We start from the raw sequence: 22,341 nt of genomic DNA on the forward strand, positions 1-22,341 counted from the left end.
GCCGATCAGGCCATGGCCTCGGCGAGGAAGGTCTCGAGTTCCTTCAGGTGGCGGCTCATCAGGCCGGCCGCCGTGGAGGCGGAGGCCGGACGCCCGACGTAACGCGCGCGCTTGGCCTTGATATCCATCTTCTCGAGCGTCAGTTCGATCCACGGATCGACGAAGGTCCAGCCGCCCATGTTCTTGGGCTCTTCCTGACACCAGACCAGGTCGGCGTTGGGGAAGCGGGCCAGCTCGGCCGAGATCGACTTGATCGGCCACGGATAGAACTGTTCCAGACGCAGGATGTAGATGTCGTTGATCCCGGCCTTCTCACGGGCGTCCAGCAGGTCGTAATAGACCTTGCCCGAACAGACGACGACCTTGCGGATCGCCTTGTCGGCGACCAGGGAGACGCCGGCGACTTCGGGGCGCAGCTCGGCGTCGTCGCGCAGGACACGGTGGAAGGACGAACCCTCGGCCATGTCGGCCAGGGTCGAGACCGCCTTCTTGTGACGCAGCAGCGACTTGGGCGTCATCAGGATCAGCGGCTTGCGGTACGAGCGGTGCAGTTGCCGACGCAGGATGTGGAAGTAGTTGGCCGGGGTGGTGCAGTTCGCGACCTGCATGTTGTTCTCGGCGCACTGCTGCAGGAAGCGCTCGAGGCGGGCCGAAGAGTGCTCGGGACCCTGGCCCTCATAGCCGTGCGGCAGCAGCATGGTCAGGCCGCTCATGCGCAGCCACTTGCGTTCGCCCGAGCTGATGAACTGGTCGATGACCACCTGGGCGCCGTTCACGAAGTCGCCGAACTGGCCTTCCCAAAGGGTCAGGGTATTCGGATCGGCCAGCGAATAGCCGTACTCGAAGCCCAGCACCGCCTCTTCCGACAGGGCCGAGTCGATGACTTCGAAGTGGGCCTGGCCGTCGCGCAGGTGGTTGAGCGGGAAGTAGCGCTGCTCGGTCGTCTGGTCGGTGATGCCCGAGTGACGCTGCGAGAAGGTGCCGCGCACCGAGTCCTGGCCCGACAGGCGGATGTTGTAGCCCTCGTCCAGCAGGCTGGCGAAGGCCAGGCTCTCAGCGGTGGCCCAGTCGATGTTCTGGCCGGCGTCGACCGTTTCGCGACGGGCTTCGATGACCCGCTTCAGCGTCTTGTGCACATCGACGCTGTTGGGAATCTGCGTCAGGCGGTGGCCGTAGTCCTTTAGCTTCTCCGCCGGAACGGCGGTGTCCCCGCGCTGGGCCGCGTCGTCGACCTTTTCTGCGCCCAGACCCTGCCACTGGCCGTCCAGCCAGTCGGCCTTGTCGGCCTTGAAGGCCTTGCCGGCCTCAAACTCGGCGTCGAGGAAGGCCTCGAAGCGGGCGACCTCGGCGTCCACCTCGGCCTGGGTCAGCACGCCCTCGGCGACCAGACGCTTGGCGTAGATCTCACGCGTCGACGGCTGGTTCTTGATCTTGGCGTACATCAGCGGCTGGGTGAAGGTCGGGTCGTCGCCTTCGTTGTGGCCGAAGCGGCGGTAGCAGAACATGTCCACCACCGCGTCCTTGTGGAACTTCTGGCGGTATTCGGTCGCCACCTTGGCGGCGAAGACGACCGCCTCGGGGTCATCGCCGTTGACGTGGAAGATGGGCGCCTGAACCATCAGGGCGACATCCGACGGATAGGGCGACGAGCGCGAGTTGCGCGGCGCTGTGGTGAAGCCGATCTGGTTGTTGATGACGAAGTGCAGGGTGCCGCCGGTGCGGTAGCCCTTCAGCCCCATCAGGGCGAAGCATTCGGCTACGACGCCCTGGCCAGCGAAGGCGGCGTCGCCGTGGATCAGCAGGGGCACGACCTTGGAACGGTCCAGGACCCATTCGTTGTCCGGCTTGCCCTGGTTGACCTCGGCCTCGCGGATGTCGAAGGCCTGCTTGGCGCGCGACTTGCCCAGGACGACCGGGTTGACGATCTCCAGGTGCGACGGGTTGGCCGTCAGCGACAGGTGGACCTTCTTGCCGTCGAACTCACGGTCCGACGAGGCGCCCATGTGATACTTGACGTCGCCCGAGCCCTCGATGTCCGAGGGGACGGTCGAACCGCCCTGGAACTCGTGGAAGATGGCCTTGTAGGGCTTGCCCATGACGGCGGCCAAGGTGTTCAGACGGCCGCGGTGGGCCATGCCGAAGACGATCTCGTCGACGCCCAGGGCGCCGCCGCGCTTGATCACCTGCTCCAGGGCCGGGACCATGGCCTCGCCGCCGTCCAGGCCGAAGCGCTTGGTGCCGGGGAAGCGCTTGTGCAGGAAGCGCTCGAAGCCCTCGGCCTCGATCAGCTTGTTCAGGATGGCCAGCTTGCCTTCCTTGGTGAAGGCGTTCTGCTCGAACTTGTCCGGGCCCTCGAAACGCTGCTGCAGCCAGGCCTTCTCCTCCGGCTCGGCGATGTGCATGTACTGCACGCCGATATTGCCGCAGTAGGTGCGCTTCAGGATTTCCAGCACCTGACGGATCGAGCCGGTCTGCAGGCCCAGGACGCCGTCCAGGAAGATCGGACGATCCATGTCGGCGGCCGTGAAGCCGTAGAATTCCGGCGTCAGCTCGGGATTGTTCACCGGCTGCTCGATGCCCAGCGGATCCAGCGTCGCCTGCAGGTGGCCGCGCACGCGGTAGCTGCGGATCAGCATCAGGGCGCGGATCGAGTCATGGGCGGCGGCGCGCACGTCGGCGGCGGTCAGGCCGCCCGAGGCGTCGGCGGCGGGCGCAGCAGGACGCGGACCCGGCTTGCCGGCGGCGGCCTTGGGATCGACCTTGGGCGCGGGCCAGCGACCGTCGAAGACGGCGGTCTCTTCGGTTGGCTCCGCGGCGCCCGAACGGCCCCAGGAGCCGGCGGCGGCCGACTGCTTCACCAGGTCGGCGTTATCCTTCAACTGATCGAAGAAGGCGCGCCATTCCCCCGACACCGAGCCGGGGTCCGCAGCCCACTTTTCGTGCAGGTCCTCAATGAAGGCGGCGTTCGCGCCATAGAGGAAGGAGGTCTCGGCAAAGACCTGGTTCAGCCGACCTGCATCGTCCGCCATTTTTCTCTCGTCTGTCCCTTTCGGCCGTCCGCGCACGTCTGCACGGGTGAGGCGCCGCTCATATAGGCGCTGTTTCCTTACCGGTCATGACCGAACGGAGGCGAACCGGGTGGAAATTGGTCGAATCGGCAAGAAAAAACGCCTCCGGACGATTCCGAAGGCGTTACAAACGGTCACGCGGCGCGAAAAACCTCCCCGGAACACGGTTCGCCGCGACAACGCCGAACAGGCGCTTCTCTAGACCCCGAATTTCCTTCGGAATTCGGCACCGAAACAGACGAAAGGCGCGCACTGAAATCAGCACGCGCCTTCCAGGCGTCATTCAACTGACAGGACCCGCGCCCGATCAGGCGCGGATCGCGATCAGCCCTTCAGAACTTCGACCAGGGTCGTGCCCAGGCGCGCCGGCGACGGCGAGACACGGATGCCCGCAGCCTCCATGGCGGCGATCTTGGATTCCGCATCGCCCTTGCCGCCCGAGACGACGGCGCCGGCGTGGCCCATGGTGCGGCCCTTCGGAGCAGTACGACCGGCGATGAAGCCGGCCATCGGCTTCTTGCGGCCCTTCTTGGCTTCGTCGATCAGGAACTGGGCGGCGTCTTCCTCGGCCGCGCCGCCGATTTCGCCGATCATGATGATGGAGGTCGTGGCTTCGTCGGCCAGGAACATCTCCAGCACGTCGATGAACTCGGTGCCCTTGACCGGGTCGCCGCCGATGCCGACGGCCGTGGTCTGACCCAGGCCTTCGTTGGTGGTCTGGAACACGGCCTCATAGGTCAGGGTGCCCGAGCGCGAGACGATGCCGACGTTGCCCTTCTTGAAGATATTGCCCGGCATGATGCCGATCTTGCACTCTTCCGGGGTCAGGATGCCGGGGCAGTTCGGGCCCAGAAGGCGCGAGTTCGAACGGTCCAGGCGCGCCTTGACGCGCACCATGTCCTGCACCGGGATGCCTTCGGTGATGCAGGTGATGAAGGGGATCTCGGCCTCGATGGCCTCGATGATGGCGTCGGCCGCGCCTGCCGGCGGGACATAGATGACGGTGGCGTCGGCGCCGGTGCGCTCCTTGCCTTCGGCGACCGAGGCGAAGATCGGCAGGGTTTCGCCGTGCGAACCGGTCCAGGTCTGGCCGCCCTTGGCCGGGTGAACACCACCGACCATCTGGGTGTTGTAATAGGCCAGGGCCTGTTCGGTGTGGAAGCCGCCGGTCTTGCCGGTCAGGCCCTGGACCAGGATCTTGGTGTCTTTATTGACGAGGATGGACATCTGTCTGTGCTCTGAATTCTGTGTGTCTGCTGGGCGGTAGCGGCGCTTACGCGACCGCCGCGACGATCTTCTGGGCGGCGTCGTCCAGGTCGTCGGCGGCCTGGATGGTCAGGCCCGACTCGTTCAGGATCTTCTTGCCCAGTTCGGCGTTCGTGCCTTCCAGGCGCACGACCAGCGGCACCTTCAGGCCCACTTCCTTCACCGCAGCCACGACGCCCTCGGCGATGACGTCGCACTTCATGATGCCGCCGAAGATGTTGACCAGGATGCCCTCGACCTTGGGGTCGGCGGTGATGATCTTGAAGGCCGCAGCCACCTTGTCCTTGCCGGCGCCGCCGCCGACGTCGCAGAAGTTGGCCGGTTCCTTGCCGTACAGCTTGATGATGTCCATCGTCGCCATGGCCAGGCCGGCGCCGTTGACCATGCAGCCGATGTTGCCGTCCAGGGCGACATAGGCGAGGTCCCACTTCGAGGCCTCGATCTCCTTGGCGTCCTCTTCCGTTTCGTCGCGCAGGGCCTTGATGTCCTCATGGCGGAACAGGGCGTTGCCGTCGAAGCTGACCTTGGCGTCCAGCACGCGCAGGCGGCCGTTCTCCATGACGATCAGCGGGTTGATCTCGAGCATGTCCATGTCCTTCTCGACGAAGGCCTTGTACAGGATCGGGAACAGCGACTTGCCGTCCTCAGCAGCCGAACCGGTCAGTTCCAGCGCCGCGTTGATGGCGGCGACGTTCTCGGCGGTGACGCCGGCTTCCGGGTTGATGGCGATGGTGTGGATCTTTTCCGGGGTGGCGTGGGCCACTTCCTCGATATCCATGCCGCCTTCGGTCGAGACGACGAAAGCCGTCTGACCGACCGAGCGATCGACCAGCAGCGAGCAGTACAGCTCACGGGCGATGTCGGCGCCGTCTTCGATGTAGAGGCGGTTGACCTGCTTGCCGGCGTCGCCCGTCTGGGCGGTGACCAGGGTGTTGCCCAGCATTTCCTTGGCGTGGGCGACGGCTTCCTCGATCGAGAAGGCCAGACGCACGCCGCCCTTGGCGTCAGCCGGCAGTTCCTTGAACTTGCCCTTGCCGCGGCCGCCGGCGTGGATCTGCGACTTCACGACGTAGAGCGGGCCAGGCAGTTGCTTGGCGGCGGCTTCGGCCTGGTCGGCCGAGGTGATGGCGACGCCGTCCGCGACCGGGGCGCCGTAGCCCTTGAGGACCTGCTTGGCCTGATACTCGTGAATGTTCATGTCTGATCCGCGCCGTTGGGAGGAGGGTTGTGGAAACTTTGGTCGCGCTTATAGGCGTCGCGCCTTCGCCTGCGCAACCGCCCCCCTCCTTATGGCCGCCAGAGGCTGAGCTTATGCCGCCCGACGCGGCTCGGTCAGTCCACCCAGTCCTTCTTCAGCGTGCGCGAGGCGCCGAACAGCAGGGCCGAGGACAGCAGGTAGAAACCCATGCCCGTATAGATGGCCCAGCGCAGGCTCTCCTCGCCGAAGGTCGGGCGCAGCAGATCCGACATCCAGCCGAAGTAGTAAATGCCGACAGCGATCCCCAGCAGGTTGTTGATCAGCAGGAAGAGAGCCGAGGCCGTGGTCCGCATGGCCGGGGTTCCCAGATGCTGCACCGCCGCCGTGATCGGGCCCAGCCAGGTCAGGTTCAGGCCCGTCGGGATCAGGAAGATCAGGAAGGCCAGGGTCAGGGCCGCAGCCCCGTTCGGGTCGGCGCCGGGCATGACGGCCCCGACCAGGGCGCCCGAGTTCATCGCCAGCAGGAAGCAGGGCACCGAGATCAGGAAGGCGATCGCCGGCGTCAGCGGATAGGCGCCCTTGGATTTCTTGCCCAGGCGATCGGCCATGACGCCGCCCAGCCAGATGCCGGCCACGCCGCCGACCATGACGATGGCCGAATAATACCAGGCCGTCTGCGACAGGGTCAGGCCGAAGCTGCGCATGAAGAAGCTGGGCAGCCAGGCGGCCACGCCGTAGCCGCACACCGAGGACGAGGCCGCGCCGAAGGCCAGCAGCCAGAAGCTCGGCTTGGGCGCCAGGGTGCGCACCACCTCGGCGAAGGGCGGGGCCTTCTGCACGACCGGCGCGGCCTTGGGCGCCTCAGCAACCGGCGCATCCAGACCGCCGCGCTTGGGGTCCCTGACCGTCAGGCGCAGGACGGGCGCGACCAGGACGCCGAGGACGCCGACCACGATGAAGGCCGTGCGCCAGCCGTAGGTCGCCGCCAGCAGGCCGCCGACCAGGGTGCCCGCCGCCATGCCCAGGGGAATGCCGAAGGCGTAGGCCGCCAGAGCCCGCGCGCGCTGCGACTTGGGGAAGTAGTCGGCGATCAGGGAATAGGCCGGGGCCACGCCGCCCGCCTCGCCGATGCCGACGCCCATGCGGCACAGGAACAACTGGCCGAAGCTGCCCGCCACGCCGCACAGGGCGGTGAAGCCCGACCAGATGGTCAGGGCCGCCGTCATGATCCACACCCGGCTGACCCGGTCGGCCAGCCAGGCGATGGGAATGGCCAGGGTGGAATAGAGCAGGGCGAAGGCCAGGCCGCCCAGCAGGCCGAACTGACTGTCCGACAGGCCGAACTCCGCCTTCAGCGGCGCCGCCAGGATGCCGATGATCTGACGATCCAGGAAGTTCAGCATGTAGATGAGGATCAGGATCCCCAGGACGTAGTAGCGATACCCCGGCGAGACGGCCTTCTCGACGGTCTCTTGCGGCGCGACGGCCCCGGACGTGGTCATGGCGTGCCCCCCTTGGGCGTGCGGCTTCTTGATTGGCGACGACGGTAGCGGCGCTGCTTGACGACGCCAAAGAAAAAGGGCGACGGTTCAGTCTGAACCGCCGCCCGCGATCAGACGATCAGGCGTTGGGGAGATCGCAGGATCAATACTTGGCCGTGACCTTGACCATCCAAGTCCGCGGCGCGCCGTAGTAAGCCGTGCGGATGTTGCCGATGGAGGAGAACTCCTGGGCATCGGTCTTGTAGACCTCGTCGGCCAGGTTCTGGCCGTACAGGCCGACGCTGTAGCGGTCCGCCGCATCCGACCAGACGACGCGGGCGTCGTAGAGCCAGTAGCTGTCCTGATACATGCCGGGCAGTTCGGTGTCGGTGTTGATGAGGGTGTTGTCGACCGCCAGGGCCATACGCGAGCGATACTTGGCCGCCGCGCCGAAGGTCACCGAGGAACCGCCATCCAGGGTCCACTCGTACTGACCGCCGACACGCACCGTCCACTTCGGCGAAAAGGCCGGATCCTGGAAGGCGCGGCTGCCGCCGAAGGCGGTGAAGCGTGCATCGTTGAACTCCTTGTAGTCGGCGTCCAAGAAGCCGATCTGGGTGTCCAGCGTCAGACCGCGCATCGGCGCAAGGACGCCCTCGACTTCAAAGCCGAAGATGTCCAGCGAACCCGCGTTGATGACCGAAAGGACCGGTGTCGGCACGCCGCCGCCGGGAGGAACCTCAATGCCCGAAACCCGCGCCTGGAAGTCGTCGTACTTGGTCATGAAGGCGGCCAGGTTCAGACGCAGGCGATTGTCCCAATACTGGGTCTTGGCCCCGACCTCGAAGCTGTCGGCCGTTTCCGGCTGATACTCGGTCGCCTCGGTCGCTGAGTTGGCGCGACCGTTGAAGCCGCCCGACTTGAAGCCCTGCGAATAGCGGGCGTAGACCATGGCGTCCGGCGATAGCTGGTAGTCCGCCGACAGCATGATCGAGGTGTCTTCATATTCGCCAGTCGGCGGTGCGAAGGCGTAGCTGGTGTTGAGGATGGGCAGACCGCCCAACAGGAAGCTGCTCACCACCGAGGTCGAGCGAGCGTAATCCTTCTCTTCCTTCGTGTAGCGCACGCCGGCCGACACACGCAGGGCGTCGGTCACCGCATAGCTGACATTGGCGTAGGCGGCCTTTGAGGTCGTCTCCAACGCGTCGTCGATATAGCGGATGAAGGTGGCGTTTCCGTAGAGCGGCCCCAACAGGTCGTCGTTGTAGCTCTCCTGATGCGAGGAGACGTCTTCTTTCAGATAGTAAAGGCCGCCGACCGCCGTCAGCGGGCCGCTGTCATAGGTCAGCTGCAGCTCCTGGCTGGTCTGCTTCTGATCCACCGCCACCAGGGCGTCGGCGATTTCCAGCTGGGTAGCGTCGAAGTCGATGTAGTCGTCGGTGTTCAGCTCACGATAGCTGGTGATCGACTTCAACGTCAGAGCGTCAGACAGATCCCACGTCATGCGCAGGGCCGTGCCCCAGGTCTCCAGCCGCGTTTCATTGGGCAGGCCCGGCGTGGTGCGCGTCTTGAAATTATATTCCGGCGTCGGCGTCGCCACCGGATAGGCCACGCCATAACCCAGATAGGTCAGACTGTTGGTCGCCTGCCCCACGGTCATTCCCGCGTCGTCCTTCGAATAGTCGACGTTCAAGTCGATACGGAAGGTCGAGGTCGGGTCCCAGGCCAGACTGGCGCGGGCGGCTGAAGTGTTTTTGTCGTTGTATTCCGCGCCGGTGACCGGATCGACGACATAGCCGCCGCGCTCCGAATGCAGGACCGACAGGCCGAGCGCCAGGGTGTCGGTGACCGGGCCGGAAATCGCGCCCTGGACCTCCATCAGGTCATAGTCGCCATAGGCCGCCGAAGCCCGTGCGCGGAACTCCTGGCCCGGACGGCGCGACACCAGCTTCATGGCGCCGCCGATCGTGTTCTTCCCGTAAAGAGTACCCTGCGGACCGCGCAGGATTTCGACACGCTCAAGATCCAGCAGGTCGAACTGGCTGCCGCGGATACGGCTGTAATAGACGTCATCCACGTAGACGCCGACGGCCGGGTCAAAGGTCTGCAGCGCATCGGGCTGTCCGACGCCGCGAATATAGATGTTGGTCGAGTTCGACGAACCGCGGCCCTGAACCAGATTCAGGTTAGGCACTGCGCCCTGCAGATCCGTAACCTGTTGCGCGCCGGCGCGTTCCAGCGTCGCGCCGCTGAAAGCCGTTAGGGAAAGAGGGGTCTTCTGCGCCGATTCTTCGGTGCGCCGGGCAGTGACGATGATATCCTCGACGCTCGAGATCGGCTCCGCGTCCTGGGCCTGGGCGTCCTGAGCATAGGCGGCCGAGGTGATCGCGCCCATGGCGGCGCCCGCCAGCAAGGCAGTCTTCACGAGTCTGTTCATGTGCATCCCAATCTCTGTTTCCAGCCCGATCGACGCTTTTATTCAGCGTTCAATGATTTTCATGGAACGTGCCGGTCTTTCCTCGATCTGTCAAACGGCCGCACTGAAAACCGCCGCAAATCGGCCCCGCCTGTGGCGCCGTTGCACTCAGGGTCGAACCCCGACTAGCTTGCGCCCATGAAACCCAACGACGATCTCGCCCCCGCCCTGCCCCCTGTCGTCGTCGCCCCGGCTCGTCGGGGCCGGCCCAAGAAGACCAAGGCCGCCGGCGCAGGCGAGACGCGCGAAGCCATCCTGAACGCGGCCGAGGACCTGTTTTCCAAGCACGGCTTCTACGGCGTCACCATTCGCGAGGTGGCGCGCGAGGCGGGCGTGGATACGGCCCTGGTCCACTACTATTTCGGCGCCAAGAAGGAGCTGTTCGACGCGGTCTTCACCCGCCGCGCCGAGGTCTGGAACGCCGAGCGCGTCGCCGCCGTGGACCGCTACGCCGAGGCGGCGGGCGACGCCATGACCCTGGAGGGCCTGTTCGAGGCCTTCCTACGCCCGCCCTTCCAATGGTCGCTCAAGGGCGGACCGGGGTGGAAGCACTACGCCGCCCTGGTGGCCCAGACCAACGCCAACCCGGCCTTCGGCGGCGAGACCATGGCGCGTTATTTCGACCCGGCGATCCGCCGCCTGCTGGAACTGGTCAAGCGCGTCCTGCCCGAGGCCGAGGAGACTGACCTCTACTGGGCCTATCACAACCTGTCCGGCGCACTGACCCTGACCCTGGGCGAGACAGGTCGTCTGGACCGCCTGTCCGGCGGCCTGTGCAGGTCCGGCGACCTGGATAGCGCCTGCGACTACATGGTGCGCTTCGCCGCCGCCGGCTTCCGTGCGGTCTGCGGACCGAAGTCGAACGCCTGATGCGCCTGCCTGACATGCTGAAAGCCAAGGCCCGCGACTACCTGCGCGGCCTGATCGTAGCCGTCGTGGCCGGCGTCTTCCTGGCCGTCAGCGGCGCCTTCGGCTCGGGCGACACCCCGCTGACGCAGCGGCTCGCCTACTGGATTTCCATGCTGGTGGTCGGGGGAGTCTGGGGCCACGTCTGCGGCGCCGTGGTCACTCGCTTCATCGACCAGGACGCCCGCCCCTGGGCCGTCACGGCGGCGCTGACGGCGCTCATCACCGGTCCCCTGACGCTCGGTGTCTGGGCCGCGACCGGCCTCTTCTTCAGCGGACGGCTCTTTCCTCTGGCGGTCCTGATCGACTTCCTGCCCCCGGTGGCCCTGATCACCGCCGCGGTCAGCGCGATCAACGTCTTTCTGGGCCGCGAGCGTCCGGTCGAAACCCACGCCGCCGCGCCCGGCGCCGCGCCCGCTCGTTTCCTGGACCGCCTGCCGCTGAAGTTGCGCGGCGCCCGCCTGATCGCCGTCCAGGCCGAGGACCACTATCTGCGCCTGCACACCGATCGGGGCTCGGACCTGATCCTGATGCGCCTGTCCGACGCCCTCACCGAACTGGAAGGCCTGGAAGGCGCCCAGACCCACCGCAGTTGGTGGGTGGCCAAGGACGCCGTCGCCTCCGTCGCCCGAGGCGACGGCCGCGCGGCCTTGACCTTGGAAGGAGGCGCCATCGCCCCAGTCAGCCGCCGCTACGCCAAGGCCTTGCGCGAGGCGGGGTGGTGGTGAAGGAGGCGATCGGCCACCTGACCACCTCAAGATTGCTCTCTCGCCAAGCTTGACCGATGCTTGTTCGATCCAATCGAACCGGGGCGACCAATACCGTGAACAGATGGCTCAGAAAGCTACTCGGCAAATCCGCAGTTGATCAAACCGCGGACCGCCCCGCCTCGCCGGATCAGACGCTGGGCACCCCGCCCACGGAAACACCCCCCTCGAGCACGCCGCCCTTCGTCGCTTTGAACGAACTTGAAATCCTGCTGATCGCCGCCAGTACGGACCCCAGCAAACGCAGTGAGTTCCAGAAGGTCATGCTGGAATCAGATCTGCTGGCAGCGACGCCAGAGGCGCATGACGATAGTAGGTGGCGGACCCTGACAACCTCGGAGCGCGTATCGCTCCTGAACGTCCCCGCCCCCGACGGCGTGCCGGTGGCCGCCATCTTCACCTCCGAACAGAGAATCGTCGACGCCTTTGGAGCCGGGACCGGCTTCATCCAGATGAACGGCGCAACCCTTCTCGAACTCGTCGCCGAGAGCGGCGCCTTCCTGAACCCCGGCTCCGCCTACGGCGTCCACTGGGCCGCTGACCAACTCAGCGCCGTCTTGGGCAAGCCTGTCAGGATCACCATCGAGAAAGAGACGCAAATCATGCTCGGCGTGCCCAAGGAGCGACCCGAGGCGCTTCTGGCCGCGTTGACTCGTCCGCTTTCCGCCGAGCGCCGCGTTCGCGAGGCATGGTTCGCGCTCGCACACTGGCCTGACGAGGATCGATGGGCCTGGTATCTGGACGTGAGAACCGCAATGTCGGCCGACGATGTCGGCGCCATGCTCGCTGAAGCTCTCAAGCTCACTGGCGAAACAGGACTGACGCTCGACATGACGGTCACGAACGAGAATGAGGCAGAGGGTTCAGGTATCAGGCTGGTCCCCACCGCCACTCACTAGCCTCCTCACACCCAGTTTCCATGAAACGCCGCCGGCAGGGCCACGTCGGCGCGCCAGGTGGCGACGGGGCCGTCCTCCACATGCATCAGGTCCAGGACGTGCAGTTCGCTGACCCCTTGCTTCAGGTTGATGGTCGGGCCGACCAGCCAGGCGTCGGCCTCGTGCGTCCCGCCGGGCTTGGGCACATAGACCATCTCGTCCGTCACATGGCCGGGACCGAAGTCGAAGGACCGCGTGCGGCCTGACGACCAGTCCGTCACCCCCACCGCCGAGGCCAGGGGTCGGTCGGCGCGCTCGCCCGTGGTGTGCAGGCTGAAGCGACGGGCCAGACCGGCGCGGCGCGGGTCGCTGCGCGGGAACTCGCCGACCACTCCGGTGCGTTCCAGCCGCCCGCGCCCGTTCGGCGACAGGACGACCATGGCCAGTTCAGCCGGGTTATGGCCCAAAGGCACGCCGTTCAGCACTTCATGGGCGCCGCGGGCCGCGAAATCCATATCCCCATGGGCGCACAGGTCGAAACGGATCGTGCCGTCCACCTCCTCCCAGGCGTCGCCGGCGTGGAAGAAGCCGAAGGGCGGCAGATCATAGATGCGGCGCTGGGTCAGGTCCGCCTTGTCGACCACCAGCACCTGGGTCCCCGCCTCGGGCGTCCAGTCGAAGCCCGCCGACATCGGCATGACGTCACGCGTATGCACCCAGGGCTGCAGCACGATCACCAGATGCCGCGCTGTGGCGCTGAAGTCGTGGATATAGCTGGCGCGCGGCAGGGCGATCACCTGGGCGTCCTCCAGCGTCCCGTTCGCCGCCAGGCGCCAGACCATGGCCTGCTTGCCGTTCAGGCCCAGGTTCCAGATACGGCCGTCCGGCTCGATACGCGGGTGCGCCAGGAAGGGCATGTTCCTCAGGTCCGGGCGCAGGGTCATGAAGCCCTCGGTCTCCAGGGTCTCCGGGTCCATGGCCAAGGGCGAGCCCGCCTCCCACAGGGCCCACAGCTTGCCGCCGACCTTGTGCACCGAGGTGTTGGCCGGGCTGACGTCGTCGGCCGAGCCAATGCGGGCGCGCGGGTCCGCCACGGTGCCGAAGCCCGGCATCAGCATGGCCCCGACCTCGGCCTCCTGACGCCGCTTGGGCGTGTCGGCGAAGCGGGCGGCCAGGCTGGCCTGACCGTCCTCGATGCGCCAGCGACGGATCAGGCCGTCGCCGTCGAACCAGTGCTGGGACGAGCCGCCGGGCCTGCGGAACTTGGCCGGGCCGTTGCGATAGAGGCTGCCCGACAGGCCGGCGGGCGCCCGACCGTGCACCAGACGCAGGGCGCGCGGGGCCACGTCGCCCTCGACGTCGGCGGTGGCCAGGGCCCAGTCGGCGGTCGCGCTCATCGCCTGCGCGGCATAGGCCCGGTCGGGGGTCAAGACGCGGGCGGCAGCGAGGGCGGCGGCGCCCATGAACAGGGTGCGACGGGTCGGGGTCATGGCGATCTCTTCGAGCTCGGGACTTAGCGGATGCGGATGGTCTGGGCCGTGACGCCCGACACCTCGAAGCGGGCGCGATCCCACTTGGCCGGCCCCATGTTGCCGACGGCGTTGTTGGAGAAGGCGTAGGGCTCGCTCGGCATGCCGAACGGGTTCACGTCCATCTTGCCGTTGCCGTTGACGTCGTGGACGGCCTTCATGCCGTAGGTTCCGGCGGGCAGGTCGAACACCGCCTCGTTCTGGCCCGCCGCCACGTCGACCTGGGCCACGCGGGCCGGCTGGCCGCCCTCATAGGCGGCCTCGCTGTCATAGAGGGCGACCAAGACTGCGCCAGTTTCGGCGGCCGTCTCGAAAGTCAGGGTCAGGCGGTTGTCGGCCGTCGAAGACGCAGGTTGCGCCAGGGCCGGAGCGGCGAAGGCCAGAACGGCGGCGAAGGCGAGAGAGCGGATCATGGCGGGCGTCCTTGAAGGGGTGGTGAAGAAGTCGCCGTCTTCCTCCCCCGCCCCGCCCAGCCTCGCCAGCGGCCTTGCGCCCTCGACCGTCGCGCCTTCGCCAACGACCACCGCCGACCGTTCGCGAAGCGCCAGTGAACACCTGTCGCCGTCGCCCGTCGCAGCCCTGCGTCAGCGGCCCGGCTTGCCCCCCGCGCCGAGGGGCCGTAAGTCGCAGACCATGACCCAGACGACCGCGACCGCCCCGCTGATCTGCCCCTCCATTCTCGCCAGCGACTTCGCCAAGCTGGGCGAGGAGATTCGCGCGCTGGAGACCGCGGGCGCCGACTGGATTCACGTCGACGTCATGGACGGCCACTTCGTGCCCAACCTGACCATCGGCCCGGACGTGGTGAAGGCGCTTCGTCCCCATACCAACCTGCCCTTCGACGTCCACCTGATGGTCGCCCCGGTCGACAACTGGCTGGAGGCCTATCGCGCGGCCGGCGCCGACATCATGAGCGTCCACCCCGAGAGCGGCCCGCACGTCCATCGCACCCTGGGCCAGATCCGCCAGCTGGGCGCCAAGGCCGGCCTGGTCTTCAACCCGGCCACCCCGCTAAGCGTGCTGGAAGAGGCGGTCGATCTGGTCGACCTGGTGCTGATCATGTCGGTCAACCCGGGCTTCGGCGGTCAGAAATTCATCGAGTCCTCGCTGAAGAAGATCGAGCGCGCCCGCGCCATCCTCGACCGCGCCGGGTCCAAGGCCCACCTGCAGGTCGACGGCGGCGTGGTCGCCGCCAACGCCGGGGCCTGTGTCGCCGCCGGGGCTGACGCCCTGGTCGCCGGCTCCTTCGTCTTCAAGGGCGGGCCGGACGCCTATGCCGCCAACATCCAGGCCCTGAAGGCCGCCGCCGCGTGAGCCCCCTCGGCCCCTTCGCCCCGCGCGACGCGGAAGGCGGCCTGAACGAAGGCCACATCCCCGGCCTGCGCGGCGCCCCGATCCGCACCCCTGTGCGCGCCGCCGCCGCCAAGACCGATCCCGCCCTGTGGGCCGCCGTCGCCGCCCAACTGGCCGCGCGTCAGGTCTGGATCGAGCTCTACGGCCTGCCCGGCTACACCATGACCCTGGCCGGCGCCCGCGCCGACGGCTTCGCCGTCAGTCCCCGCGATTTCCGCCCCCTGCCCGAAGAAGCCCCGCGCCCCCTGCTGTCGGGTCGTTTCACCCTGGCCGGACTCAGCCTGGACGCCGAGGGGCCTACGGATCTGTGGAACCGCCCCACGCCCAGTCGCGCCTTCGCCGTCGAACTGCACGCCTTCGCCTGGCTGCCGGCCATGATGGCCCAAGGCGACAAGGGCGCGCGCGAGGCCCTGGCCCTGACTCTGGCCTGGCATGACGTCTTCGCCCGCTGGTCGCCCTTCTCCTGGGATCCCGACATCCTGGCGCGACGCGTCTATCGTCTGGCCTGCGCGGGCCGTCGCCTGGCCCAGGTCGCGACCGAGGCCGAGCGTCTGCGCCTGACCGACATTCTCGCACGTCAGGCGCGTCAGCTGCTGCGTCCGCCAGGCGGCGTCATGGGTCGGGCCGAGCGTCTGACCGCCGCCGCCGTGGCCGGCTGCGCCCTGTCGGGCAAGGCCGGCGCCGGGATTCGCCGCACCGCCCTGAAGCGCCTGCCCCACGTGCTGGAAGCGACTGTCTTCCCCGACGGCCATCACGCCTCCCGCGCGCCGGAAATGGGTCTGGAACTGCTGCTGGACCTGCTGACCCTGGACGACGCCCTGGCCCAGTTGTCGGAACCGACTCCGGAAGCCCTGGCGACCGCGATTTCGCGCCTGACCACCGCCCTTCGCATCCTGGTTCAGCCGGACGGCCGTCTGGCCGCCTTCCAGGGCGGCGGCCCCTCGACGCCCGAGCGCGTCGCCGCCGCCCGCGCCCATGACGAGACTCCCGCCCCGCCGCCCAGCGGCGCCGTCGGCGGCCTGGTGCGGATCTCCAGCCCCCTGCTGACTGTCATGATCGATGTGGACGCTCCGGCGCGCGGCGCCTGGTCGGCCGCCGCCTGCGGCCAGCCTGCCGCGATCGAGGTCGCCTGCGGCCGCGACCGTCTGTTCACTTCGGCCGGATGGACGCCCCGCGCCATGGACCGTCAGGCCCTGCGCCTGACGCCCGGCGCCTCGACCCTGACCCTCGGCGAACAACCCCTCGGCGAGCCTCTGTCCGGCTGGAAGAGCGACCTGCTCGGCCCCCGCCTGATCGGCCCGGCCCTGCACGTCTCACGCGACCACCGCGAGGGCGACGGCGCTGTCTGGCTGGAAGTCGAGCACGACGGCTGGATGGCCCACTACGGCCTGATGCACCAGCGCCGCCTCTATCTGGATCAGCGCCTGGACGAACTGCGCGCGGAGGAACGCCTGCATCCGCCCGAGGGCCGCCCTGACGTGAGCCGCGCCATCGCCGCCCCCTACGCTCTACGCTTCCAGTTGGAGCCCGGCGTTCAAGCCTCCCTGGCCCGCGACCGCCGCTCCATCCTGCTGCGCGGCCATTCGGGACGCGGCTGGTGGTTCCGCAGCGACGGCCCCGACGTGGCCATCGAGCCAGCGGTCCACGTCGATGAGGGCCTGACCCGGCGCTCCCTGCAGATCGTCGTCCGAGGCTCGGCCCGCACCGACGCCGAGACTAAGGTCCGCTGGAAGCTGAGCCCGGCCGGCGCAAGCGGCGATCCGCACTAATCGGGCGGCGCGGGCTGACGCCGCCGCCTGTTGGTGCTAGAGGCCCCGCCATCTCCCCGCCCCAGCTGTAAACGGACGCCGCCCATGCCCGCCGCTCCCGACTTTCCGCCCGCCCCGGACGCGATCAAGCCTGTCCGCGCCCTGATTTCATTGTCGGACAAGGCAGGCCTGGAAGACGCCGCGCGCACGCTTGCGGGCCTGGGCGTCGAGTTGGTCTCGACCGGCGGCACCAAGGCGGCGATCGCGGGCTTCGGTCTGCCGGTCAAGGACGTGGCCGATCTGACCGGCTTCCCGGAAATGATGGACGGCCGGGTCAAGACCCTGCACCCGGTCGTGCACGGCGGCCTGCTGGGCGTGCGCAACGCCCCGGCCCACGCCGCCGCCATGACCGAGCACGACATCGGCGCCATCGACATCGTCTGGATCGACCTCTATCCGTTCGAGAAGACGGTCGAGAGCGGCGGAGACTTTGAAGCGGCCATCGAGAACATCGACATCGGGGGCCCGGCCATGATCCGTTCGGGCAGCAAGAACCACGGCCACGTCGCTGTCGCCGTCGACGCCGAAAGCATCGGCCTGATCGTCGAGGCGCTGAAGGCCGACGGTTCGACCACCCTGGCCCTGCGCAAGCAACTGGCCGCCCGCGCCTTCGCCCGCACCGCCGCCTATGACGCCGCCGTATCCGGCTGGTTCGCCGGTCAACTGGAAGACGCCGCCCCGGCGCGCAAGTCGATCGCCGGTTCGCTGGCCCAGACCTTGCGCTATGGCGAGAACCCGCACCAGACCGGCGCCTTCTACCGCACCGGCGAGAAGCGCCCGGGCGTGGCCTATGCCGAGCAGGTCCAGGGCAAGGAGCTGGGCTACAACAACATCGCCGACGCCGACGCCGCCTATGAGCTGGTCGCCGAGTTCGAGGCCCCGGCCTGCGTCATCGTCAAGCACGCCAACCCCTGCGGCGTGGCCGTCGGCAAGGACCTGTCGGAAGCCTACGCCCGCGCGCTGGAATGCGATGCGGTCTCGGCCTTCGGCGGCGTTATCGCGGTCAACCGCCCGCTGAACGGCGAAGACGCCCGCGCCATCACCGGCATCTTCACTGAAGTCGTCATCGCGCCGGGCGCGGACGACGAGGCCAAGGCCGTCTTCGCCGCCAAGAAGAATCTGCGCCTGCTGATCACCGACGGCCTGCCCGACCCGCATGGCGCGGGCGAGGTGTTCCGTTCAGTGGCCGGCGGCTTCCTGGTCCAGTCGCGCGACCGCAGCCTGATCAAGCCGTCGGACCTGAAGATCGTCACCAAGCGTCAGCCGACGCCGACCGAGATCCAGGACATGCTGTTCGCCTTCACCGTGGCCAAGCACGTCAAGTCCAACGCCATCGTCTACGCCAAGGACGGCCAGACGGCGGGCATCGGCGCCGGTCAGATGAACCGCCGCGACAGCGCCCGCATCGCCGCCATCCGCGCCAAGGAAGCGGGCGAGGCCAAGGGCCTGGCCCATTCTCTGGCCGAAGGGTCGGCCTGCGCCTCCGAAGCCTTCTTCCCCTTCGCCGACGGCCTGCTGGAAGCCGTCGCCGCCGGGGCCACGGCCGTGATCCAGCCGGGCGGCTCGATCCGCGACGAGGAGGTCATCGCCGCCGCCGACGAACGCGGCATCGCCATGGCCTTCACAGGCGTGCGCGTCTTCCGGCATTAAGCCAGAAGGGCGCTAATGCGGGCGACACGGTCGCCCGCTGTTTGAGCCGCTTTTCAGGACGCTAGCGCGAACCGCACGGCGGCTCGCTGCTTGAGCGTAAAAATAGGGCGCTGCCGGTCGTCGGCAGCGCCCTTTTTGTCGGCGTCTGAGACTTAGGGGCTCAGTCCTCGATCACTTCGTGCGAGCCGGCGCGGCCCAGGCGCCAGTAGCCGGCGACCTTCATCCATTTCGGATTGAACGGGCGCGCCGCCAGAAGCGCCGCGCGCATGGCTCGCGCCACAGAGGATTCACAGGCGACCCAGACATAGGCGTCGATCGGGTCGATCCGGCCCGCCGCCTCCACCGCCGCGGCGGTCAAGGCCTCCGGTCGACCGCGCGGGCCGCCGTCGCGATGGACCCAGACGATTTCGACGTCCGCCGCGCTGGACAGGGCCAGCTCGCCCGAGGCGTCGGCGACCTCGATGCAGACGACCGCCCGCGCCCCCTCGGGCAACTCTTCAAGGCGCCGAGCTATGGCGGGGATCGCCGCCTCGTCCCCGACCAGAAGGTGCTCGGAAAAGCTGGTCGGGACCAGCAAGGAGCCGCGCGGCCCGCCCAGCCCCAACACGTCTCCGACCCGCGCATCCTCCGCCCAGGCCGTGGCCGGTCCCCCGTGACCAACGGCGAAGTCGATGGTCAACCGCTGGTTCGTCGCGTCATAGGCGCGCGGCGTGTAGTCCCGCGCCACCGGTCGAGGCTCCGGAAACACAGGACCGTCCGGCCCAACGGTCGGCAGGATCAGATTCTGACCGCGCGGGGCCGGGAAGATCTTCAAGTGGTCGTCGAAGCCGGGACTGAAGAAACCCTCCAGCTCATCGCCGGTCAGAACCACGCGGCGCAGCACAGGCGTCAGCTGCTCCACCGATTCCACCTGGGCGCGACGGAACTTCAGTTCGTGCCGCACGCGCCGCGGCTGGCGCAACAGGGCCTCCCTCATATCCCCCTCACCTGTTCCGCCGCCGCCTCGATCAGGTCGGCCAGGGCCTCGACCTGGGCTTCGCTCAGGGGCGGATCCTGAGTCAGGCGTTCGTGCGTCGCCGTGCGGAAGGCCTCAATAGCTTGGGCGACGCGAGCCGGGCGGTCGGCGCGACCGCGCAGGGCCTTCATCTTCATTTCGGCGTGGGCCAGGGCCTCGGCGTTCTCGATCAGCAGACGACGCCCTTCGTCGGTGATCGCGTAACGCTTCTTGCCCGCCTCGGCGACGACGCTGAGGGCGCCCATGTCCTCCAGCAACGTCAGGCTGGGGTAGATCACGCCAGGACTGGGAACATAGGTCCCGCCCATGCGGCTCTCGATCTCCTTGATCAGCTCATAGCCGTGGCTGGGCTTGTCCGCGATCATGGACAGCAGCACCCAGCGCAGGGCGCCGTGCTCGAACATGCGTCCGCCGCCGCCGCGCCGTCCATGGCGCTCGCCGCGCGTCCGGCCCTCGCCCCAATGACCGCCCCGGCGTCCTTCGGGACGCATGGCGCAACCGAAGCCATGGCCGCCGCGACGCTTCATTCCGTGGCCGAACCCTCGGCCGAATTTTCCGATCCCTCTGGATCCTCTCATCTTGTTTCTCACACTTCGATATATATAACTCGCAAACAGATATATCGATATATCGAAAACACAAGTCCCCTTCTTCGCGACGCAAACGGCCTTCGGCTTGGTGCGAAGATCTCGGTTCGGTCGTGATCGCATCCGAACCGATTTCGCTCTAGGTTGAGACAATGGATACGCTTGAAGCCCGCTGGTCCCTGCTGGAACCCCATGTCGTCATGGTCGGGCCGGACGATGATCGGCCACGCCCCGCCGTGCTGCTGTTCCACGGCTGCGGCGGTCTGCGCTCCCACCTGCCCCGCTACGCCGAGGCGGCCAAGGCCGCAGGTTGGCGCGCCTTCATCGTCGATTCATACGGTCCGCGCGGCTGGAATCGGGCCTTCACCCTGACCACCGTCTGCACGGGCCTGGTGCTGCGCGGCTATGAGCGGGCGGGCGATGTCCTCGCTGCGATCAAGGGCGTGTCGCAGCGCCCGGACGTCGATCCGACCATGATCGCCCTGGGCGGCTGGAGCCACGGCGGCTGGTCGATCATGGAGATGATGAGCGAAGACCCCCAACCGGGACGCATGGGGGTCGCAAACCCCGGCGACGTGGACCTGTCGGGCGTGCGCGCCGTCTGGCTGGCCTATGCCTACGTCGGCGCCTGGGCCTTCAACCGGATGAAGCCCTGGCGGCATGCGCCCCGCGTCCTGGCCATGACCGCACGCCGCGATCACCTGACGACCGTGCGCAACGCCGAACGCGTCAACGCCATGATCCGCAGTTGCGGGGCCGAGGTTGAAAGCTGGGTGGCCGAAGGCACCCACGCCTTCGACGAACCGACCAACAACGGCCCCATGCGTCACGACCCCGAAGTGACGCTGGAAGCGCTCCGCCGCTTCACCGACTTCCTGAAGACCACGGCCGCCGAGGCCTGAGGTTCGGCCGAAAAGAAATTCGCCAATGCGGGTTGACGCTCGCCCCATCACGCAACAATTGAAGTTACATGAAAAGAGACTCCCGCCTTTCCAATGTCCTTCATGCCCTGCTGCACATGGCCGAGCACGAGAAACGATGCGGCGGGCCCATGACCTCGGACCAGTTGGCGATCTGCCTGTCGACCAATCCCGTCGTCGTCCGGCGAACCATGGCGGGTCTGCGTGAGCAAGGTCTGGTCGTCTCCGAAAAGGGCCACGGCGGTGGCTGGCGGCTGGCGCGCGCCCTGTCCGACGTCACCCTGGGCCAGGTGCACGAGGCCCTGGGCGAACCCGGCCTGGTTCCGGAGGTCCTGCCGGTCGAAGCCGAGGGCTGCCTGATCGAGGCGGCGGTCAACGACGCCCTGTCCGACGCCTACGCCGCCGCGCGCGCCCTGATCCTGGCGCGGCTGACCTCCCTCACCCTGGCCGATCTGGCGGAGGATTTCTCACGCCGTCTGGCCGACCATCCGAAGAGAGACCTGCTTCATGCGCACCCTGGAAAACCCGATGCCCCATGACGCTGTCGTCATCGGCGGCTCCTACGCCGGCCTCTCGGCCGCCCTGCAACTGGTCCGGGCGCGTCGTCGGGTTCTGGTCGTCGACGACGGTCGCCCCAGGAACCGTTTCGCCGCCCGCGCTCACGGAGTGCTGAGCAACGACGGCCGCCCCGGAGCAGAGATCGCCGCCGCCGCCCGCGCCCAGGTCGCGGCCTATCCCACCGCCGCCTTCCGCATGGCCGAGGCCGTGGATGTCGAGCGCATCGACGACGGCTTTTCGATCGCCTTCGCCGACGGGACCCGGACCACAGGCCGGCGCCTGATCCTGGCCCACGGGGTCGAGGACGTCCTACCCGACATTCCGGGCGTGAAGGAGCGCTGGGGCCGAACCGCCCTGCACTGCCCCTGGTGCCACGGTTACGAAGTCGGCGGCGGACCGATCGGCGTCTTCGGACGCGGCGACCACGCTGTGCAGTACGCCCTCGTCGTCGCCGAATGGGGCCAAGCAGTCCTGTTCATCGACCCCGCACGCGTGAGCGAGGCCGAGGCTCGCCAGTTGGCCAGGCGCAGCGTCACGATCGAGCCGACGCCTGTCGAACAGCTGGAGGGCGAAGCCCCCACCCTGACCGGCGTGCGCCTGACCGACGGCCGCTTCGTACCGTTGAAGGCTGTCTTCGTCGGCGCCCAGGTGCGGCTGTCGAACGGTTTCGCCGAGCGCCTGGGGTGCGAGATGACCGACACCCCCATGGGGCGGATCGTCAAGGTCGACGCCCAGCAGCAGACCAGCCAGCCCGGCGTCTTCGCCGCCGGCGATCTGGCTCGACCGGCGGGCAACATCACCCTGGCGACAACGGACGGCATGACCGCCGCCCACGCCGCCTTCCGCTCCCTGTTGGAGGAGGAGACGGCCTGAGGTCCGCC

At 67.8% G+C, this 22,341-nt stretch carries 18 protein-coding genes; 9 read left to right on the forward strand and 9 right to left on the reverse strand.

What is annotated here, in order from left to right; all coding sequences use genetic code 11:
• Positions 1 to 5: 5 nt before the first annotated feature.
• The 5 genes from ABIE19_RS09940 to ABIE19_RS09960 all read right to left on the reverse strand — a co-directional run bounded on the left by ABIE19_RS09940 (position 6) and on the right by ABIE19_RS09960 (position 9,438).
• On the reverse strand, positions 6 to 3,029 hold the full coding sequence (locus ABIE19_RS09940; protein ID WP_354089015.1) for a 2-oxoglutarate dehydrogenase E1 component: 3,024 nt from the start codon (positions 3,027 to 3,029) through the stop codon (positions 6 to 8).
• A gap of 363 nt (positions 3,030 to 3,392) precedes the next feature.
• Positions 3,393 to 4,295 (reverse strand): succinate--CoA ligase subunit alpha, encoded by a 903-nt coding sequence (sucD, locus tag ABIE19_RS09945; protein WP_354089016.1) that lies wholly within the window; start codon positions 4,293 to 4,295, stop codon positions 3,393 to 3,395.
• Positions 4,296 to 4,341: 46 nt separating this feature from the next.
• Complete coding sequence (gene sucC / locus ABIE19_RS09950; protein WP_354089017.1) at positions 4,342 to 5,532, reverse strand: ADP-forming succinate--CoA ligase subunit beta; 1,191 nt, start codon at positions 5,530 to 5,532, stop codon at positions 4,342 to 4,344.
• Positions 5,533 to 5,666: 134 nt separating this feature from the next.
• The gene (locus ABIE19_RS09955; protein WP_354089019.1) at positions 5,667 to 7,034 is read right to left on the reverse strand and encodes a spinster family MFS transporter; all 1,368 of its coding nucleotides are present in this window, start codon (positions 7,032 to 7,034) and stop codon (positions 5,667 to 5,669) included.
• 142 nt (positions 7,035 to 7,176) lie between these two features.
• A complete protein-coding gene (locus ABIE19_RS09960) occupies positions 7,177 to 9,438 on the reverse strand; it encodes a TonB-dependent receptor (RefSeq protein ID WP_354089020.1) in 2,262 nt (753 codons plus the stop codon).
• Between the two features lie 189 nt (positions 9,439 to 9,627).
• On the opposite strand from ABIE19_RS09960, the gene ABIE19_RS09965 reads away from it, so the two are divergent.
• The 3 genes from ABIE19_RS09965 to ABIE19_RS09975 all read left to right on the forward strand — a co-directional run bounded on the left by ABIE19_RS09965 (position 9,628) and on the right by ABIE19_RS09975 (position 12,061).
• Positions 9,628 to 10,359 carry a TetR/AcrR family transcriptional regulator gene (locus tag ABIE19_RS09965; protein ID WP_354089021.1) on the forward strand — a complete coding sequence of 244 codons (732 nt, stop codon included), beginning with the start codon at positions 9,628 to 9,630 and terminating at the stop codon, positions 10,357 to 10,359.
• Entirely contained in the window at positions 10,359 to 11,123 is a 765-nt protein-coding gene (locus tag ABIE19_RS09970) for a LytTR family DNA-binding domain-containing protein (protein WP_354089022.1), read from the forward strand. Before ABIE19_RS09965 ends, ABIE19_RS09970 begins: the two co-directional genes overlap by 1 nt.
• A gap of 95 nt (positions 11,124 to 11,218) precedes the next feature.
• Positions 11,219 to 12,061 carry an enhanced serine sensitivity protein SseB C-terminal domain-containing protein gene (locus ABIE19_RS09975; RefSeq protein ID WP_354089023.1) on the forward strand — a complete coding sequence of 281 codons (843 nt, stop codon included), beginning with the start codon at positions 11,219 to 11,221 and terminating at the stop codon, positions 12,059 to 12,061.
• A 5-nt stretch (positions 12,062 to 12,066) separates the two neighbouring features.
• Here the strand turns inward: ABIE19_RS09975 and ABIE19_RS09980 are convergent, their stop codons facing one another.
• Entirely contained in the window at positions 12,067 to 13,530 is a 1,464-nt protein-coding gene (locus ABIE19_RS09980; RefSeq protein ID WP_354089024.1) for a carotenoid oxygenase family protein, read from the reverse strand.
• Between the two features lie 23 nt (positions 13,531 to 13,553).
• Complete coding sequence (locus ABIE19_RS09985; protein ID WP_354089025.1) at positions 13,554 to 13,982, reverse strand: DUF2141 domain-containing protein; 429 nt, start codon at positions 13,980 to 13,982, stop codon at positions 13,554 to 13,556.
• Positions 13,983 to 14,202: 220 nt separating this feature from the next.
• On the opposite strand from ABIE19_RS09985, the gene rpe reads away from it, so the two are divergent.
• The 3 genes from rpe (at position 14,203) to purH (ending at position 18,380) form a co-directional block, all read left to right on the forward strand.
• Positions 14,203 to 14,883 carry a ribulose-phosphate 3-epimerase gene (gene rpe, locus ABIE19_RS09990; protein ID WP_354089237.1) on the forward strand — a complete coding sequence of 227 codons (681 nt, stop codon included), beginning with the start codon at positions 14,203 to 14,205 and terminating at the stop codon, positions 14,881 to 14,883.
• Positions 14,880 to 16,691 carry a heparinase II/III family protein gene (locus ABIE19_RS09995; protein WP_354089026.1) on the forward strand — a complete coding sequence of 604 codons (1,812 nt, stop codon included), beginning with the start codon at positions 14,880 to 14,882 and terminating at the stop codon, positions 16,689 to 16,691. The genes rpe and ABIE19_RS09995 overlap by 4 nt, the downstream gene beginning before the upstream one ends.
• Before the next feature lie 84 nt (positions 16,692 to 16,775).
• Positions 16,776 to 18,380, forward strand: a complete 1,605-nt coding sequence (gene purH, locus ABIE19_RS10000; RefSeq protein WP_354089027.1) for a bifunctional phosphoribosylaminoimidazolecarboxamide formyltransferase/IMP cyclohydrolase — start codon at positions 16,776 to 16,778, stop codon at positions 18,378 to 18,380.
• A gap of 160 nt (positions 18,381 to 18,540) precedes the next feature.
• Here the strand turns inward: purH and ABIE19_RS10005 are convergent, their stop codons facing one another.
• Together ABIE19_RS10005 and ABIE19_RS10010 are read right to left on the reverse strand one after the other, a co-directional pair.
• Positions 18,541 to 19,341 carry a siderophore-interacting protein gene (locus tag ABIE19_RS10005; protein WP_354089028.1) on the reverse strand — a complete coding sequence of 267 codons (801 nt, stop codon included), beginning with the start codon at positions 19,339 to 19,341 and terminating at the stop codon, positions 18,541 to 18,543.
• Between the two features lie 11 nt (positions 19,342 to 19,352).
• Entirely contained in the window at positions 19,353 to 19,922 is a 570-nt protein-coding gene (locus ABIE19_RS10010; RefSeq protein WP_354089029.1) for a PadR family transcriptional regulator, read from the reverse strand.
• A gap of 212 nt (positions 19,923 to 20,134) precedes the next feature.
• Here ABIE19_RS10010 and ABIE19_RS10015 point away from each other — a divergent pair, with 212 nt between their 5' ends.
• The 3 genes from ABIE19_RS10015 (at position 20,135) to ABIE19_RS10025 (ending at position 22,333) form a co-directional block, all read left to right on the forward strand.
• Positions 20,135 to 20,884, forward strand: a complete 750-nt coding sequence (locus tag ABIE19_RS10015) for a dienelactone hydrolase family protein (protein ID WP_354089030.1) — start codon at positions 20,135 to 20,137, stop codon at positions 20,882 to 20,884.
• Positions 20,885 to 20,952: 68 nt separating this feature from the next.
• A complete protein-coding gene (locus ABIE19_RS10020) occupies positions 20,953 to 21,441 on the forward strand; it encodes an Rrf2 family transcriptional regulator (RefSeq protein WP_354089031.1) in 489 nt (162 codons plus the stop codon).
• Positions 21,410 to 22,333 (forward strand): NAD(P)/FAD-dependent oxidoreductase, encoded by a 924-nt coding sequence (locus ABIE19_RS10025; RefSeq protein ID WP_354089032.1) that lies wholly within the window; start codon positions 21,410 to 21,412, stop codon positions 22,331 to 22,333. Before ABIE19_RS10020 ends, ABIE19_RS10025 begins: the two co-directional genes overlap by 32 nt.
• Positions 22,334 to 22,341: the final 8 nt, after the last annotated feature.

It is taken from the genome of Brevundimonas faecalis, from assembly GCF_040549405.1.
Classification (GTDB): Bacteria; Pseudomonadota; Alphaproteobacteria; order Caulobacterales; family Caulobacteraceae; genus Brevundimonas; species Brevundimonas faecalis.